Consider the following 15,700-nt stretch of genomic DNA (forward strand, 5'->3'; position numbering starts at 1 on the left):
TTTAAACCACTTGAAATATACCCTTAACGGGTATAGATTCGCAGGGAGAGCGAATGGTCGACATTATCTCACCAAAACCTTTCAGGGTTTTGCCGCACGCGAGCGCATTAGCGACGCCAGGATAGTGAAAGCGGCGCGAGAGATGCAACATCAGCTGTACGACGCCAATCTTGGCGGTTGCGTATACAAAAAGCGCATCGCTCGGGCTGGTGCGGGCAAACGTGGCAGCTATCGGGTACTGATCGTTTTTCGCGATGAAGACCGCCTGTTTTTTATGCGCGGCTTTGCCAAAAGCGAGAGAGAAAACATCAGTGCGGATGAGTTACAGGGATTGAAACATCTGGCTGCGCTGTATCTGGATTATTCGCCATTCAGACTCTACCAGCTGGTCAACAACAGGGAGTTACGGAGGCTAAGCGATGAGTAAAATTCTTGCCGAGATCCACCAGGAAGTTCAGGGCCTGCACCGCGCTGGTTTCGTCGACGACGTGACCATGCGTACCTTCGACATGCTGTGCCTGCGGCCGGTGAAGCAGTTCGGGCCGGCCGAGATCCGCGCGCTGCGCGAACGGGAAAACGTCAGTCAGCCGGTGTTTGCGCTGTATCTCAACGTCAGCAAAAAGGCGGTACAGAAATGGGAGCGCGGCGAAGCACAACCGAACTCCGCCGCGATGAAACTGCTGACGCTGGTGGAACGCAACGGCCTGCAAATACTGGCCTGATCTTACTGATAATTGACGATCACCTGATTGCCAATCACCCGCAGCGGCGGATTCAGCCCGCCTTGCGACTGCACGTAATAGACAAAGCGCAATTCCGCATTGGCCGGCTCGCCCTGCAGACCGATGCTGCTGCCGCTGCCGCCGCCGAGCGGAATGCAGCGGTTTACCGTGCAAAGCTGGGCCTGCAGCCCCACGGGCTCTGGCCCCAGCAAACGGTAGCGCCAGCTGACGCTGGTGATGCGCGCATTGGCATCCGGCAGCGCGTTCGGCGGCCGCAAACCGGCGGATTCATCGCGCATCCCGCCCTGTTCCAGCGTGACCCCCGCCCCTTCAGCCACCCAGGAGCCGGACACCGCGCCGGCGGCTAGCGGCGCCAGCAAACACAACAAGGACAGACAGCGTTTCATCAGGCGGCTCCAATGGTCGAGGTCATGCGAATCTGGCGATCGTCGTTGATCTCCAGGTTGGACAGCACCACGAGCTGCGGCAGGCTGCGACGCAGGAAGCGCGCCAGTAAAGGACGCAGCGCATGGTTAACCAACAGCACCGGCGGCGCGCTGAGCATCTCTTGCCGTTGCAGCGCCTGACGCGCCTGCTCCAGCAGACGGTCAGCCAGCCCCGGCTCCAGACCGCCTCCGCCCTGCAACGCCTGCAGCAACAGGCGCTCCAGCTGGGTATCCAAGCCGATAACCTGAATCTCGCCGTTGCCCGGGAACCACTGCTGCGTGATCGCCCGGCCCAGCGCCACCCGCACCACGGTGGTCAATTCGTAAGGATCGCTCTGCGCCGGGGCATGTTCCGCCAGCGTTTCGACGATGGTGCGCATATCGCGGATGGACACGCGCTCGGCGAGCAGATTTTGCAGCACCTTGTGCAGCGTCGTCAGTGACACTACGCCCGGCACGAAGTCTTCGGTCAGCTTCGGCATCTCCTGCGACACGCGATCCAACAGCTGTTGGGTCTCCTGGCGGCCGAACAGCTCGCTGGCGAACTGGCCAATCAGGTGATTGAGGTGCGTCGCCACCACGGTGCTGGCTTCCACCACGGTAAAGCCCTGGATTTGCGCCTGTTCGCGCAAGGCGCTGTCTATCCACACCGCTTCCAGTCCGAAGGCGGGATCGACGGTTTTGTCTCCCGCCAGCTCGCCCACGGCATTGCCGGGGTTGATCGCCAGCCAGCGGCCCGGCTGCGCTTCACCGCTGCCGATCTCGACGCCTTTCATCAGGATGCGATAGCTGGCTGGCGGCAGTTCCAGGTTGTCGCGAATGTGCACCACCGGCGGCAGATAACCCATGTCCTGGGCGAATTTCTTGCGGATCCCGCGGATACGCCCAAGCAGCTCGCCGTTCTGTTGAAAATCGACCATCGGAATCAACCGGTAGCCCACTTCCATCCCCAGCGGATCTTCCAACTGCACGTCGGCCCAGCTGGCCTCGGCGGCCTGCGGATTCTCCGGCATCACCGGATCTTCCACCGTTTTCGGCGCCTGTTGTTCACGGCCGCGCAGCCACCAGGCGAGGCCCAGCAGAGCCGCGGTAAACAGCAGGAACACCAGGTTCGGCATGCCCGGCACCAGGCCCAGCAGGCCCAGCACCCCGGCACTCAGCAGCATCACGCGCGGATTGTTGAACAGCTGGCCCACCATCTGCTCGCCGACATCCTGATCGGTCGCGACGCGAGTGACGATGACACCGGCGGCGGTGGAGATCACCAATGCCGGGATCTGCGCCACCAGGCCGTCACCGATGGTCAGCAGCGTATAGCTTTCCGCCGCCGCCCCCAGTTCCATGCCGTGTTGCACCACGCCGACCAGCAGGCCGCCGACCACGTTCAGCACCATGATCATCAGGCCGGCGATGGCGTCGCCGCGCACGAATTTACTGGCGCCGTCCATCGAGCCGTAAAAATCGGCCTCCTGGGTCACTTCGGCGCGGCGTTTCTTCGCTTCGTCTTCACCAATCAATCCGGCGTTCAAATCGGCGTCGATCGCCATCTGTTTGCCCGGCATGCCGTCCAGCACGAAGCGCGCGCCCACTTCGGCGATACGCCCTGCACCTTTGGTAATTACCATAAAGTTGATCAGCACCAGGATGATGAACACCACGATGCCGATGGCGAAGTTGCCGCCCACCAGGAAGTGGCCGAAGGCTTCCACCACGCGCCCGGCGGCGGCGGAACCGGTGTGGCCTTCCAGCAAGATGATGCGCGTCGAGGCGACGTTGAGCGACAAACGCAGCAATGTGGAGAACAGCAGGATGGTCGGGAAAGCGGCGAACTCGAGCGTACGCTGGGTGAACATCGCCACCAGCAGCACCATGATCGACAGCGCGATGTTGAAGGTAAACAGCAGGTCGAGGATAAACGCCGGCAGCGGCAACACCATCATCGACAAAATCAGCAGGATCAGCACCGGGCCGGCCAGCACCTGCCACTGCGTATCTTTAAAATTGCCCGGCAAACGAAGCAGGGAGGCCAAATTAGCCATCAGAGTCACTCTCTCTCGCAAAATCCAGTGCTTCCGGCACCGGTAAACGTTCAGGTTTTTTCGGGATCAGGCCGCCCTCGCGCCGCCAGCGGCGCAGTTGGTACACCCAGGCCAGCACTTCGGCGACCGCGGCATACAGGGTGGCCGGAATGTGTTGTCCAATCTCGCTGTGCCGATACAGCGCGCGCGCCAGCGGCGGCGCCTCCAGCATCGGAATGCGGTGCTCCGCGCCGAGCTCGCGAATGCGCAAGGCGATTTCGCCGGCCCCTTTGGCCAGCACTTTCGGCGCACTCATTTTTTTGTCGTTGTACTGCAACGCGACGGCGTAGTGCGTCGGGTTGGTGACGATCACGTCCGCCTTGGGCACATCGGCCATCATGCGGCGCCGGGCGATCGCCCGCTGCTGCTGGCGAATGCGCCCCTTGACGTGCGGGTCCCCTTCCTGATCCTTGAATTCGTCGCGAATATCCTGCTTGGTCATCTTCAGCTTTTTGAAGTGGCTCCACAGCTGGTAGAACACGTCGAACGCCACCATCGGCGTCAGCCCCAGCACCACCAGAAAACCGCAGAACAGGATCATCTGCAGCGCATTGCCCAGCGCATCGAGCGGCTGCTGGGTCATCAGATGCAGCATCGCCGCCCAGTTGTGCCACAGATAAAGACCGGTGACCCAGCCGACCAACGTCGCTTTCAGGATCCCTTTCAGCAGCTCGGCCAACACCTGGCTGGAAAAGATGCGTTTCAACCCGGACAGGGGGTTTAGCCGCTTCATATCGAACTTGATCGACTTGCCGCTGAACAAGATGCCCCCCAACAGCATTGGCGCGGCGAGCGCTACCAGCACCAGCCCCGCCATGATCGGCAGCAGCGCCAGCACCGCCTGACGCAGCAACATGCCCAGTTGGCGAAGCATCTGCTTGTCGTTACTGACCATGCCGTGGTCAAAGTTCAGTCCTTGCGTGAGCATCGCCGCCAGCTGTTGCGCCATGTTGCTGCCGGACATCAGGATGATCGCCAGGCCCGAGAGCAGCATCAGTACCGAGGTCAGCTCGCGGGAGCGCGGGATCTGGCCGTCTTCACGCGCCTTCTCCAGCCTGTGGGGCGTGGGGGCCTCGCTTTTTTCCAGATCGCTGTCTTCAGCCACGAAACGCCGTTCCTGTGTCGGGAGGGTAAAGAATGGCGGTCAGCATGCCAAAAAATTGGCGATGTCATTGGCGGAACAACGGGGAAAAAGGCGGGTTATTTAGGGGATGAGACCAAAACGACGTGGCTTGTTGTCGGGGCGCGCCGTCGCGCGCCCCGAAAGGCCTCAGAAACCGAGGCTGTCGAGCAGATCGTCGACCTGCGCCTGGTTGGCGATCACGCCGACGCCGTTCTGGTCGAGCTGCGGGCCGTTCAGCAGGCTGTCGTTCGGCCGTTTTTCCTTCACCGGCTGCTCCGGCATGTTTTCCATCAGCACCATCAGCAGCTGCTTTTCGATCTCCTGCACCACGTCCATCATGCGCTTGATCACCTGACCGGTCAGATCCTGGAAGTCCTGCGCCATCATGATTTCCAGCAGCTGAGCGTTGGTGAAGGCCGTATGGCCCGGCACCTGATCCAGATACTGACGCGTGTCGTTGACCAGAGAACGCGCGTCGTCCAGTTCGATGGGATTGGCGAACCACTCGTCCCAGCGTCCTTTCAACGCGTTGGCGCCGGACTCCAGCTCCGCCTGGCGCGGTTGCGCCGCCTCCACGCAGTTCAACGCCCGTTCCGCCGCCTGCGCCGTCATGGTTACGACATAGTCAAGACGGTCGCGCGCATCCGGGATCGCCTCTGCCGCCTGGGCAATCGCCTGATCGAGCCCCAGTTCGCGCATGCTGTCGCGCAGCATTCGGGTCAGTTGGCCGATGCGGGAGATGATCTCTCCCGCGGTCGCTGCATCGCTGGCAGGCATTGGAATGTCTCTCATCGCCCTCTCCTTACATGCCCAATTTTTCAAAAATCTTGTTGAGCTTTTCTTCCAGCGTCGCCGCCGTAAAAGGTTTCACCACATAACCGCTGGCGCCGGCCTGCGCCGCCGCGATGATATTTTCTTTCTTGGCTTCCGCCGTCACCATCAGTACCGGCATCGCGGCCAGCGCGCTATCGGCGCGGATGGTCTGCAACAGTTCGAGCCCGTCCATGTTCGGCATGTTCCAGTCGGACACCACGAAGTCGAAACCGCCGGCGCGCAGCTTGTTCAGCGCATCCGCGCCGTCTTCAGCTTCTTCGACGTTGTTGAAGCCCAGCTCTTTCAGCAAATTTCTGACGATGCGGCGCATGGTGGAGAAGTCGTCCACAACCAGAAATCTGAGGTTCTTGTCTGCCATTGTTACTCCTGAAATAGTTAACCGTTTAATGATGCAAAACCGCAGGCCGCCGCGCGGCGACCGTAGGTCATATCGCCGCCGGGCAAACCCTGCGGACTGAAATCAAATGCGCAATGCCTGGCCGCCGGAAATCTGCGCCAGCATGCGCTGGCTCATCCTGTCCAACTCGACCACTTCGCTCACGCCGCCGCCGGCGATCGCCTCGCGCGGCATGCCGAACACTACACAGCTCGCCTCGTTCTGCGCCAGGGTATAGGCCCCGGCGCGGTGCATCTCCAGCATCCCCGCCGCCCCGTCGTTCCCCATGCCGGTGAGGATCACCCCCACCGCATTGCGGCCGGCATATTGCGCTACCGAGCGGAACAGCACGTCGACCGACGGACGATGGCGGTTGACCGCCGGGCCGTCATGCAGCTTCACCTGATAGTTGGCGCCGCTGCGCGCCAGCTCCAGGTGGCGATCCCCCGGGGCGATGTAAGCGTGGCCCGGCAGTACGCGCTCGCCGTCCTCCGCTTCTTTCACCGTGATCTGGCACAGCTTGTTCAGCCGTTCGGCGAACGAACGGGTGAACCCCGGCGGCATGTGCTGGGTGATCAGCAGCGCCGGACTGGTAGCCGGCAGCGGCTGCAACACCTGGCGGATCGCTTCGGTGCCGCCGGTGGAAGCGCCGATGGCGATCAGTTTTTCACTGCTCAGCAGCGGCGCATGGCTGAGGATCGCCGGCGCCGGGCTGCTGGATCGCTGCGGCAGCCGCGCTCTGGCGGCGGTGCGGATCTTCTCGGCGATCAGTTCGCTGTAGGCCAACATGCCCTCGCGAATGCCGAGCTGCGGTTTGGTGACGAAATCCACCGCGCCCAGCTCCAGCGCACGCAGCGTGATCTCCGAGCCTTTACCGGTCAGCGAAGAAACCATCACTACTGGCATCGGCCGCAGGCGCATCAGCTTCTCGAGGAAATCCAGCCCGTCCATGCGTGGCATCTCGACGTCCAGCGTCAGCACCTGAGGATTAAATTTTTTGATCAGATCGCGCGCCACCAGCGGATCCGGCGCGGTCGCCACCATTTCCATGTCGGGATGGCCGTTCACGATTTCCGTCATCAGCTGACGCATCAGTGCCGAATCGTCTACGCATAACACTCTGATTTTACTCATTACCTCTCCTTGGTCAGCCCATACACGGTCTGCCCACGCAAGTAGAAATCCCGGCTGATCTGGCTGAAATTCTCGGAGTGGCCGGCGAACATCAGCCCCCCCGGCTTAAGTAAGGGAACGAAGCGGCGCAGGATGCGCTCCTGCGTCGCCTTATCGAAATAGATCATGACGTTGCGGCAAAAAATGGCGTCAAATTGCCCCGGCAGCGCCCATTCCGGCGCCAGCAGGTTCAACGGCTGGAAGTTCACCCGCGCCGCCAGTTCCGGCCGCACGCGCACCAGCCCCTGATGCGGCCCGGTGCCGCGCAAAAAATAGCGCTGCATTTGGGTCGGCGTCAGGGTGCGCAGATCTTCCTGGCGGTAAACGCCCGCTTCCGCTTTTTCCAACACCTGCGTGTCGATGTCGCTAGCCCAGACCTGGCAACTGCCGGCCCGCTGCCCCAGGGCATCGCTCAGCGTGATGGCGATCGAATACGGCTCTTCGCCGGTCGAGGCCGCAGTGCTCCAGACGCTGTAGCCGTTCGGCCGCGAGCGCGCATGCTCCGCCAGGATCGGGAAGTGATGCGCCTCGCGGAAAAATGCCGTCAGGTTGGTGGTCAATGCGTTGATGAACGCCTGCCACTCCGCGCTGTTCGGATCGCTTTCCAGCAGCGCCAGATAGTCGCCGAAATCGTGCAATCCCAGCAGCCGCAACCGGCGCACCAGGCGGTTGTAAACCATCTCGCGCTTATGCTCCGCCAGCACGATGCCGGCGCGTTGATAAATCAACTGGCTGATACGGCGAAAATGCACGTCCGACAGCGGCAGGCGCTGCACCATTTGCGTCAACATCGACGCAGTATCCCGGTTAGAAGTAGATGGCGCCTGTTTCATGCCGCCTCACCGGAGAAAAACGTGCTGTTTATGCGGTTTAACAATCTTGGGCTTCCTTTACCACGGGTGAAACTGCGTTGTTGCTGTTACCTGGCGCGACGACGTTATCGTCCGCCAGACGGAATACCGCGACCGCGTCGGCCAGGGTAATGGCCTGCTCTTCCAGCGCGGTGGCGGCAGAAGCGGATTCTTCCACCAGCGCGGCGTTCTGCTGGGTAACCTGGTCCATCTGGGTCACCGCCTGCGTCACCTGTTCGATGCCGCGGCTTTGTTCATCCGAAGCCGACGCGATCTCGCCCATGATGTCGGTCACGCGAGTTACCGAACGCACAATGTCCTGCATGGTGGCGCCGGAGTTTTCCACCAGCACCGAGCCGTGTTTGACGCGGCTGACCGATTCGTCGATCAGCACCTTGATCTCTTTCGCCGCCTGCGCGCTGCGGCTCGCCAGATTGCGCACTTCACCGGCCACCACCGCGAAACCCCGCCCCTGTTCGCCGGCGCGCGCCGCTTCCACCGCCGCATTGAGCGCCAGAATGTTGGTCTGGAAGGCGATGCCGTCGATCACGCTGGTGATGGCGCCGATTTTCTGCGAACTGTTGGCGATATCGTGCATGGTGGTGACCACGTCACCGGCCAGTTCGCCGCCCTTGGCCGCGGTGGCCGAGGCATCACGCGCCAGCTGAGACGCCTGCCGCGCATTGTCGGCGTTCTGTTTCACCGTCGCGGTCAGCTGTTCCATGCTGGCGGCGGTTTCTTCCAGCGACGCGGCCTGCTGCTCGGTGCGGGAAGAGAGATCGTTGTTGCCTTCGGCGATCTCCTGCAGGCCGATCAGAATCGACTCCGCCCCGTCGCGCACCGCGCCGACGGTGCCGATCAGCGACTGCTGCGTGCGTTGCAGGCTGGCGAACAGCATGCTGATTTCATTACGGCCGTACACCTGAATCGGCGTCGCCAGATCGCCGGCGGCGATGCGTTCAAAGTGGCTGCGGATTTGGTTCAGCGGCTGTATCAGCATGGTGCGCAACCACCACATGGCGCTGCCGGTCACCACGATCAGCATCAATACCGCCCCCGCCAGCATCAGGCCCGCCAGCGTGAAGGAGAACTGATTAGCGTCTCTGGCCTCGCTGATGTCACCGTTCACCAACTGTAGGTACTGCACGAAGTCGGCCTCGAACAGGTCCTGGGTTTTCTGCGTCGGCTGATCCATAAACGCCTGCAGCTCGCCCTTTTCCAGGAAGCCGATCAGCTCGCGCAGCGCGCCGCGCAGCCGCTCGTAGCTGGCCTTGGTGGTGGCCGTCTGCTGGTTCTGCTGTTCACTGCTGCGTTCAACCGCCATAAACTGATTGAAATAGAGATCGGCCTTCTGCAGCGAACTGCGGGCGTTGCTCATCAGCTCGTTCACCTGCTCCTGCGGCAGTTTCAGGGCCGCGCGGGTGCCGGCGCGGTTCAGCGTATTGCGCGCCTGCAACAGCGACACCCAGCTCAGGCTAAGCGAATCGCGCTGCTGGCTGCCGAGGGTGATGATGTCGAGGTTGTGGTTATCGGAGCGAAACGCGGAATACGACAGGCCGCTGCTGGCCAACTGCAGAATGCAGAAGGTCATCAACAACAGGAATAAGCTGGTAGAGATACGGATTCGGTTAAACACTTGAACCTCCTTGCAGCCGGCCGGCGACCGGCCTACGTAGGGAAAAGGGCCTCTGCGAGAGAGGCCCGATACCGGTCAGAACGTTTCCCAGTTATCCTGCAGATCGCTGGCGTTCATTTTCTTATGATTGATTACCGGTGTTACCGTCGCCTTGCTGGTGACAGGCGCTTTAAATTCTTCCTGGCCTTCCTGCCTCAGACGGAATACCGCTACCGACTGGGTCAGCATGCTGGCCTGTTCTTCCAGCGCCGCCGCCGCCGAGGCGGATTCTTCCACCAACGAGGCGTTCTGCTGGGTGACGCGGTCCATTTCCGCCACCGCCTGGCCAACCTGATCGATGCCGCGGCTCTGCTCGTCCGACGCCGAGGCGATTTCGCCCATGATGTCGGTCACGCGGGTGACGGCGTTGACGATGTCGCCCATGGTTTCCCCGGCGCTCTCGACCAGCACGGAACCCATATCGACGCGGCTGACCGAATCTTCGATCAGGCCTTTGATCTCTTTCGCCGCCTGTGCGCTGCGCTGCGCCAGGTTACGCACTTCACCGGCCACCACCGCGAAGCCACGGCCCTGTTCGCCGGCGCGCGCCGCTTCCACCGCGGCGTTCAGCGCCAGGATGTTGGTCTGGAAGGCAATGCCGTCGATCACGCCGGTGATATCGGCGATCTTCTGCGAGCTGCCGGCGATGTCATGCATGGTCTGCACTACGTTAGCCACGACCTTACCGCCTTTCTGCGCGGTTTCAGAGGCGCTCAGCGCCAGTTGCGAAGCCTGACGCGCGTTTTCGGCGTTCTGTTTCACCGTCGCGGTCAGCTGTTCCATGCTGGCGGCGGTCTCTTCCAACGACGCGGCCTGCTGCTCGGTGCGGGAAGAGAGATCGTTGTTGCCCGCGGCGATTTCGGACGCGCCGCTGTAGATGGCGTCTGCGCCCTGGCGCACGCCGCTGACGGTTTCAATCAGTTCGCCTTGCATGTGTTTCAGGCTGGCCGCCAGCACGCCCATTTCGTTGCGGCTGTTGACGACGATCTGCTGAGTCAGGTCGCCGGCGGCGATCTGTTTGATGTGCTCGATCATGCGGTTCAGCGGACGCACCAGGATGTGATGGATACCGGTCCAGACCAGTACGATCACCGCCAGCACCACCACCAGGATCACGATCAGCGTCCAGATGGCCGAGTTGTAGGAGCTGTTGCTGCCGTCGACCGCGATTTGGTACAGCTTGCCGTTTTGCTCCAGGTAAACGTTGTAGCTCTGCTCAAAGTTGTCCTGGTAACTCTGCGTAGGTTGATCGAAGAACGCGTTGATTTTGCCTTCGCCCAGCAGTTGGATCAGCTCGGAGAGCGCGCCGTACAGCACATCGTACTGATGCTTGAGGCGTTCCGCCGCCTGAGGATCCTGACGCGGGTCCTGAGGGATTTTCTCGTACGCGGCGTAGTGTCTTTCCGCTTCGCCCAGCTCTTCCTTCGCCTTGGCCAGCAGTTCATCAATGGTGGCGCCGCTGCCGATCTTGTTGGTATCCATCATGTAGCGAATACCGGCACGGTTCAGGGAGTTGCGCGCCTGCAGCAGGTCAACGCGGCTTTCGCTCAGCTGCAGCTGCTGCTGACGAATAGTTTGCAGGACGGTAAAGTTTTCCTTATCGCTTTTCAGCGAGGAGAAAAAGAGTCCGCCCGAAATCAACTGCAAGGCGCCAAACAGCACCAACACCAGCAACAGGCTGGTGACCACCTTCATACGATTTAACATGATTTCCCTTGTTGAAGCCCGCGCAGACAGGCTCTGATGACGTTGAATGTGAGAGTTATCGGCGCAGCGCGGCAAAACTTTATGCGGGAAAGTAACTATTTTTAGTGGGGGTTCCGGGCGCGGCGGGCGGCATCGCGACAGGTCAGGGAACGTGAAGGTTGAAGGGGGCAGCGCCCTGCCCCCTTGAGTCTTGGATCAGACGCTTTTCGCCACGCTGTCGACCAGCGACATCTCTTCGCTGCTCAGCAGCTTTTCGATATCCACCAGAATCAACATGCGCTCGCCCAGCGAACCGAGGCCGGTGAGGTATTCGGTCGCCAGGGTCACCGCGAACTCCGGCGCCGGACGGATCTGCTCGGCGGTCAATGACAGCACGTCGGAGACGCCGTCAACCACGATGCCCACCACGCGCTGGCCAAAGTTCAACACGATCACCACGGTGTTCTCATCATAGGAAACGCTCTGCTGGGAGAATTTCACCCGCAGATCGATGATGGGAACAATCACGCCGCGCAGGTTGGTGACGCCCTTGATGAACGCCGGGGTGTTGGCGATGCGGGTCACCTGATCGTAGCCGCGAATTTCCTGCACCTTGAGGATGTCAATGCCGTACTCCTCGTTGCCCAGGGTAAAAATCAGAAACTCTTGCCCTACCGTTTCGCCAGCCAATTTGCTGACGGCTGCCAATCCTGCCATATCATTCACCTTTTAAATCAATAAACTCATTATTATGCGGCGGCGTCCGTCAGACGCTTTTCACGGTTCAAGGTTTGCAACGCCGAGACATCGACGATCAAGGCCACGCTGCCGTCGCCCAAAATGGTCGCGGCGGAAATGCCCGGCACTTTGCGGTAGTTGCTTTCCAGATTCTTCACCACCACCTGATGCTGGCCAATCAGCTGATCCACCAGCAACGCATAGCGGCGGCCGGCGCTTTGCAGGATGACGACGATGCCCTGGGTGGCGTCGGTTTTGGCGCCTTCCACTTCGAATACCCGATACAGTTCCACCAGCGGCAGGTATTCGCCGCGCACCTGCAGCACGCGCTCGCCGCCGGCCAACGGATGCAAATCCTCCGCCTGCGGCTGCAGCGATTCCATCACCGCGTTCAGCGGCAGAATAAAGACTTCGTCGTTCACTTTGACCGACATGCCGTCGAGGATCGCCAGCGTCAACGGCAGCAGAATGCGGATGGTGGTGCCTTTACCGGCCTGCGAACGGATCTCGACGTGGCCGCCCATCTCCTGAATATTTCTTTTCACCACGTCCATGCCGACGCCGCGGCCGGAAACGTCGGTCACCTGCTCGGCGGTGGAGAAGCCCGGCGCGAAGATCAGCATGCCGACCTCTTCGTCGCTCATGCTGTCGCTCACCGCCAGCCCTTGCGAAGCGGCCTTGGCGAGAATTTTTTCGCGGTTCAGACCGGCGCCGTCGTCGATGACCTCAATACAGATGTTGCCACCCTGGTGTTCGGCCGACAGCACCAGATTGCCCACCGCCGATTTACCGGCGGCGATGCGGGTAGCCGGCTCTTCGATACCGTGATCGAGGCTGTTGCGCACCAGGTGCGTCAACGGGTCGATAATCCGTTCGATCAGGCTCTTATCCAGTTCGGTCGAGCTGCCCTGCAGCGTCAGCTCCACCTGTTTGTTCAGCTTGCCGGCCAGATCGCGCACCAGACGCGGGTAGCGGCTGAAGACGTATTCCATCGGCATCATGCGGATCGACATCACCGACTCCTGGAGATCGCGTGCGTTACGCTCCAGCTGGCTCATGCTGTTCAGCAGATCGCCGTGGTTCACTGGATCCAGCGTGCCGGAACGTTGCGCCAGCATCGACTGGGTGATCACCAGCTCGCCCACCAGGTTGATCAGTTGATCCACCTTTTCCACCGCTACGCGAATGCTGGTGGATTCGCTCGCCTTGGCGCGCGCTTTCGGCGCTTCCGCCGCTGCGGCCGCCGGTTTGGCGGCAGGCGGCGCAGCGCTGGCGATCGGCGCTGGCGCCGGTTCCGGCGCAGCGACCGTCTCCGGCAAGTTCGCCTCCGCGACGGCCGGCGCGCTTTGCGTCGGCGTCGAGAAGCTGATTTGTTCCGGTTCCAGCACGAAGCACAGCACGGCGCTGATGTCGTCTTCGCTGGCGGAGGTGAGCAACGTCACGTCGAGGCTGTGTTCCGTCTGATGCGGGTCTTTAACTTCGCCGAGGTTGCCCAGCTCTTCCAACATCAAGGGGATTTCACTGGCTTTCAGCCCGTTCAGGCTGATGCGCATGCCGCCTTCGATCGCCGCCGGCGCGGCCGATGGCTGAGCGACCGGCTGCTGAACGGCGGGTTGAGCCGCAGGCGCCTCCTGCTGCTGTTGCGCTTCCAACGCCAGCTGACGCAGCGCCTGGCAAATGTATTCAAAGCTTTCAGCGTCAGGCTGTTGCGAGGTTTTATAGGCGTCCAGTTGCTCCTGCATAATGTCTTTGGTTTCCAGAAACAGGTTGATAATCTCGGTGCTCAGGCTCATTTCCTGGCGTCTTGCACCGTCCAGCAGGTTCTCCAGCAGGTGGGTGGTTTCCTGCAGCACCGAAAAACCAAAGGTCGCCGCGCCGCCCTTGATCGAATGCGCCGCGCGGAAGATGGCGTTCAACGGCTCGATATCGGGGGCCAGCGGATCCAGCTCCAGCAGGTGTTGCTCCATGTCGGCCAGCAACTCGTCCGCCTCATCAAAGAAGGTCTGATAAAAATCGCTAATGTCCATGCTCACGGGGTCACCTCTGGCTGTGAGTCGCGGTTAGTCGGTGCGGGTGCGGCCGCCGGTGGTTCCGACGCCTGGTCGGCCGGGGCTATCGCCGGGGACGCCTGCGGTGGAGCGTTCGGCGTTGGCGCCGCGGGTTCCGGGGCTGTCGTCGAGGATTCCGGCGTTTGGCTGGCTGGCGCGGTCGCCGACGGCGCCAGCTGCTTCAGGCTGTCCGGCTGGGCAATATCCAGCGCGTTGCTTTCGGCATTTTCGTGCTCGATGCCCTCTTGCGTTTGCTTGTTCAACACCAGCACGGTGATGCGGCGGTTAATCGCATCATCGGCGCCATGCTGTTTCAGGCTCATGGTGGCCGCCATGCCTACCACCCGCAGCACTTTGCCTTCCGCCAGGCCGCCGGCGATCAGCTCGCGACGCGACGCGTTGGCGCGATCGGCCGACAGTTCCCAGTTGCTGTAGCCGCGTTCGCCGGTGGCGTAAGGGATGTCATCGGTGTGGCCGGACAGGCTGATTTTGTTCGGCAAGTCGTTAAGGATCGGCGCTATCGCGCGCAGAATATCGCGCATGTAGCTCTCGACCTGCGCGCTGCCGGTTTTGAACATCGGCCGGTTCTGGCTATCGATAATCTGGATGCGCAGCCCTTCGTCCATCATGTTGATCAACAGATGTGGACGCAGCGCCTTCAGGCGCGGATCGGACTCAATCAACTCATCCAGCTTTTCGCGCAGCTTGTTCAGGCGCAGCTCTTCGGCGCGCGAGTCCGGCGAATCGACCTGTTTTTTCACCAGGCCATGCTGTTGCGTTGGATCGTCGCCGCCGCCAGGAATGGGGCTGCTTTCGGAACTGCTCTTGTCGCCGCTGGTCAGGGCAACCTTGAGCGGCGTGCGGAAGTATTCGGCGATTTGCGTCAGCTCCTGCGGGCTGGCGATCGCCAGCAGCCACATCACCAGGAAGAACGCCATCATCGCCGTCATAAAGTCGGCATAAGCGATCTTCCAGGAGCCGCCGTGATGGGCGGCATGATGCGACTTGCGCTTTCTGACCAAAACGACCGGATGATTCTGTTTCATGCTTCTTCTTCTTCCGTCACCTGCTGCGCCGGCGCTTTCACGCGGCGCACGTGTTCTTCCAGCTCAACGAAAGAAGGACGTTCGGTGGTATACAGCGTTTTACGGCCGAACTCGACCGCGATCTGCGGCGCGTAACCGTTCAGGCTCGACAACAGCGTGACTTTGATGCACTGCATCATCTTGACGTTTTCGGCGCTCTTCTGACGCAGCAACGTCGCCAGCGGCGAGATGAACCCGTAGGCCAACAAAATGCCGAGGAAAGTACCGACCATGGCGTTAGCGATCAGCGCGCCCAGTTCAGCGGCCGGACGGTCAGCCGAAGCCAGGGCGTGCACCACCCCCATCACCGCCGCGACGATGCCGAACGCCGGCAAGGAGTCGCCCACCATCGCCAGACTGCCGGCGGGCACTTCGCTTTCCTGCTCGTAGGTTTCGATCTCTTCGTCCATCAGAGCTTCGATCTCGAACGCATTCATATTGCCGCTCACCATCAGCCGTAAATAGTCGGTAATGAACTCCACCAGGGTGTTATCGGCAAGGATGCGCGGATAATTAGAGAAAATTTCACTTTCTTGCGGATTATCGATATCGAACTCGAGCGACAGCATGCCCTGCTGACGCGATTTGGCCAGCAGACGGAACAGCAACGCCATCAGATCCATATACAGATCTTTGTTGTATTTGGAACGGCGCATCAGGCGCGGCAGGGCGCGCAGCGTCGCTTTGATCGCCTTGCCGTTGTTGCCGACGATGAAAGCGCCGACCCCCGCCCCGCCGATAATCAGAAACTCCGCCGGCTGATAGAGCGCACCGAGATGACCGCCCACGATCAGGTAGCCGCCAAACACCGCACCCAATACCACGAGATAACCCAAAATAACTAGCACACGCATTCCTTAAATTA

15 protein-coding genes are annotated in these 15,700 nt (G+C 61.1%); 2 read left to right on the plus strand and 13 right to left on the minus strand.

The window, feature by feature from the left end:
- Nucleotides 1–10: 10 nt before the first annotated feature.
- The gene (locus tag ACJ8IP_RS06395; RefSeq protein ID WP_164106756.1) at nt 11–427 is read left to right on the plus strand and encodes a type II toxin-antitoxin system RelE/ParE family toxin; all 417 of its coding nucleotides are present in this window, start codon (nt 11–13) and stop codon (nt 425–427) included.
- Nucleotides 420–722 (plus strand): helix-turn-helix domain-containing protein, encoded by a 303-nt coding sequence (locus ACJ8IP_RS06400; protein ID WP_015378258.1) that lies wholly within the window; start codon nt 420–422, stop codon nt 720–722. Before ACJ8IP_RS06395 ends, ACJ8IP_RS06400 begins: the two co-directional genes overlap by 8 nt.
- A gap of 2 nt (nt 723–724) precedes the next feature.
- Here ACJ8IP_RS06400 and ACJ8IP_RS06405 read toward each other — a convergent pair whose 3' ends face one another.
- The 13 genes from ACJ8IP_RS06405 to motA form a co-directional block, all read right to left on the minus strand.
- The gene (locus ACJ8IP_RS06405; protein ID WP_033643530.1) at nt 725–1,129 is read right to left on the minus strand and encodes a flagellar protein FlhE; all 405 of its coding nucleotides are present in this window, start codon (nt 1,127–1,129) and stop codon (nt 725–727) included.
- Entirely contained in the window at nt 1,129–3,207 is a 2,079-nt protein-coding gene (gene flhA / locus ACJ8IP_RS06410; RefSeq protein WP_033643531.1) for a flagellar biosynthesis protein FlhA, read from the minus strand. The genes ACJ8IP_RS06405 and flhA overlap by 1 nt, the downstream gene beginning before the upstream one ends.
- The gene (gene flhB / locus ACJ8IP_RS06415; protein WP_033640021.1) at nt 3,200–4,351 is read right to left on the minus strand and encodes a flagellar biosynthesis protein FlhB; all 1,152 of its coding nucleotides are present in this window, start codon (nt 4,349–4,351) and stop codon (nt 3,200–3,202) included. Before flhB ends, flhA begins: the two co-directional genes overlap by 8 nt.
- 165 nt (nt 4,352–4,516) lie before the next feature.
- A complete protein-coding gene (cheZ, locus tag ACJ8IP_RS06420) occupies nt 4,517–5,161 on the minus strand; it encodes a protein phosphatase CheZ (RefSeq protein ID WP_004934858.1) in 645 nt (214 codons plus the stop codon).
- A gap of 10 nt (nt 5,162–5,171) precedes the next feature.
- A complete protein-coding gene (cheY, locus tag ACJ8IP_RS06425) occupies nt 5,172–5,561 on the minus strand; it encodes a chemotaxis response regulator CheY (RefSeq protein WP_004934862.1) in 390 nt (129 codons plus the stop codon).
- 102 nt (nt 5,562–5,663) lie between these two features.
- Nucleotides 5,664–6,713: a protein-glutamate methylesterase/protein-glutamine glutaminase gene (locus tag ACJ8IP_RS06430; protein WP_033643532.1), complete on the minus strand. Its 1,050-nt coding sequence runs from the start codon at nt 6,711–6,713 to the stop codon at nt 5,664–5,666.
- Nucleotides 6,713–7,585, minus strand: a complete 873-nt coding sequence (gene cheR / locus ACJ8IP_RS06435; protein ID WP_025159837.1) for a protein-glutamate O-methyltransferase CheR — start codon at nt 7,583–7,585, stop codon at nt 6,713–6,715. The genes ACJ8IP_RS06430 and cheR overlap by 1 nt, the downstream gene beginning before the upstream one ends.
- 37 nt (nt 7,586–7,622) lie before the next feature.
- A complete protein-coding gene (locus ACJ8IP_RS06440) occupies nt 7,623–9,239 on the minus strand; it encodes a methyl-accepting chemotaxis protein (protein ID WP_033650861.1) in 1,617 nt (538 codons plus the stop codon).
- Between the two features lie 75 nt (nt 9,240–9,314).
- Entirely contained in the window at nt 9,315–10,985 is a 1,671-nt protein-coding gene (tsr, locus tag ACJ8IP_RS06445) for a methyl-accepting chemotaxis protein (protein WP_033643534.1), read from the minus strand.
- Between the two features lie 195 nt (nt 10,986–11,180).
- On the minus strand, nt 11,181–11,681 hold the full coding sequence (gene cheW, locus ACJ8IP_RS06450; RefSeq protein ID WP_025303271.1) for a chemotaxis protein CheW: 501 nt from the start codon (nt 11,679–11,681) through the stop codon (nt 11,181–11,183).
- A 32-nt stretch (nt 11,682–11,713) separates the two neighbouring features.
- Nucleotides 11,714–13,735, minus strand: a complete 2,022-nt coding sequence (cheA, locus tag ACJ8IP_RS06455) for a chemotaxis protein CheA (protein ID WP_046896583.1) — start codon at nt 13,733–13,735, stop codon at nt 11,714–11,716.
- Entirely contained in the window at nt 13,732–14,796 is a 1,065-nt protein-coding gene (gene motB / locus ACJ8IP_RS06460) for a flagellar motor protein MotB (protein WP_164106754.1), read from the minus strand. Before motB ends, cheA begins: the two co-directional genes overlap by 4 nt.
- A complete protein-coding gene (gene motA / locus ACJ8IP_RS06465) occupies nt 14,793–15,683 on the minus strand; it encodes a flagellar motor stator protein MotA (protein ID WP_047025446.1) in 891 nt (296 codons plus the stop codon). The genes motB and motA overlap by 4 nt, the downstream gene beginning before the upstream one ends.
- Nucleotides 15,684–15,700: the final 17 nt, after the last annotated feature.

The organism is Serratia sp. CY52157, from assembly GCF_052168495.1.
Taxonomy (GTDB): Bacteria; Pseudomonadota; Gammaproteobacteria; order Enterobacterales; family Enterobacteriaceae; genus Serratia; species Serratia ureilytica.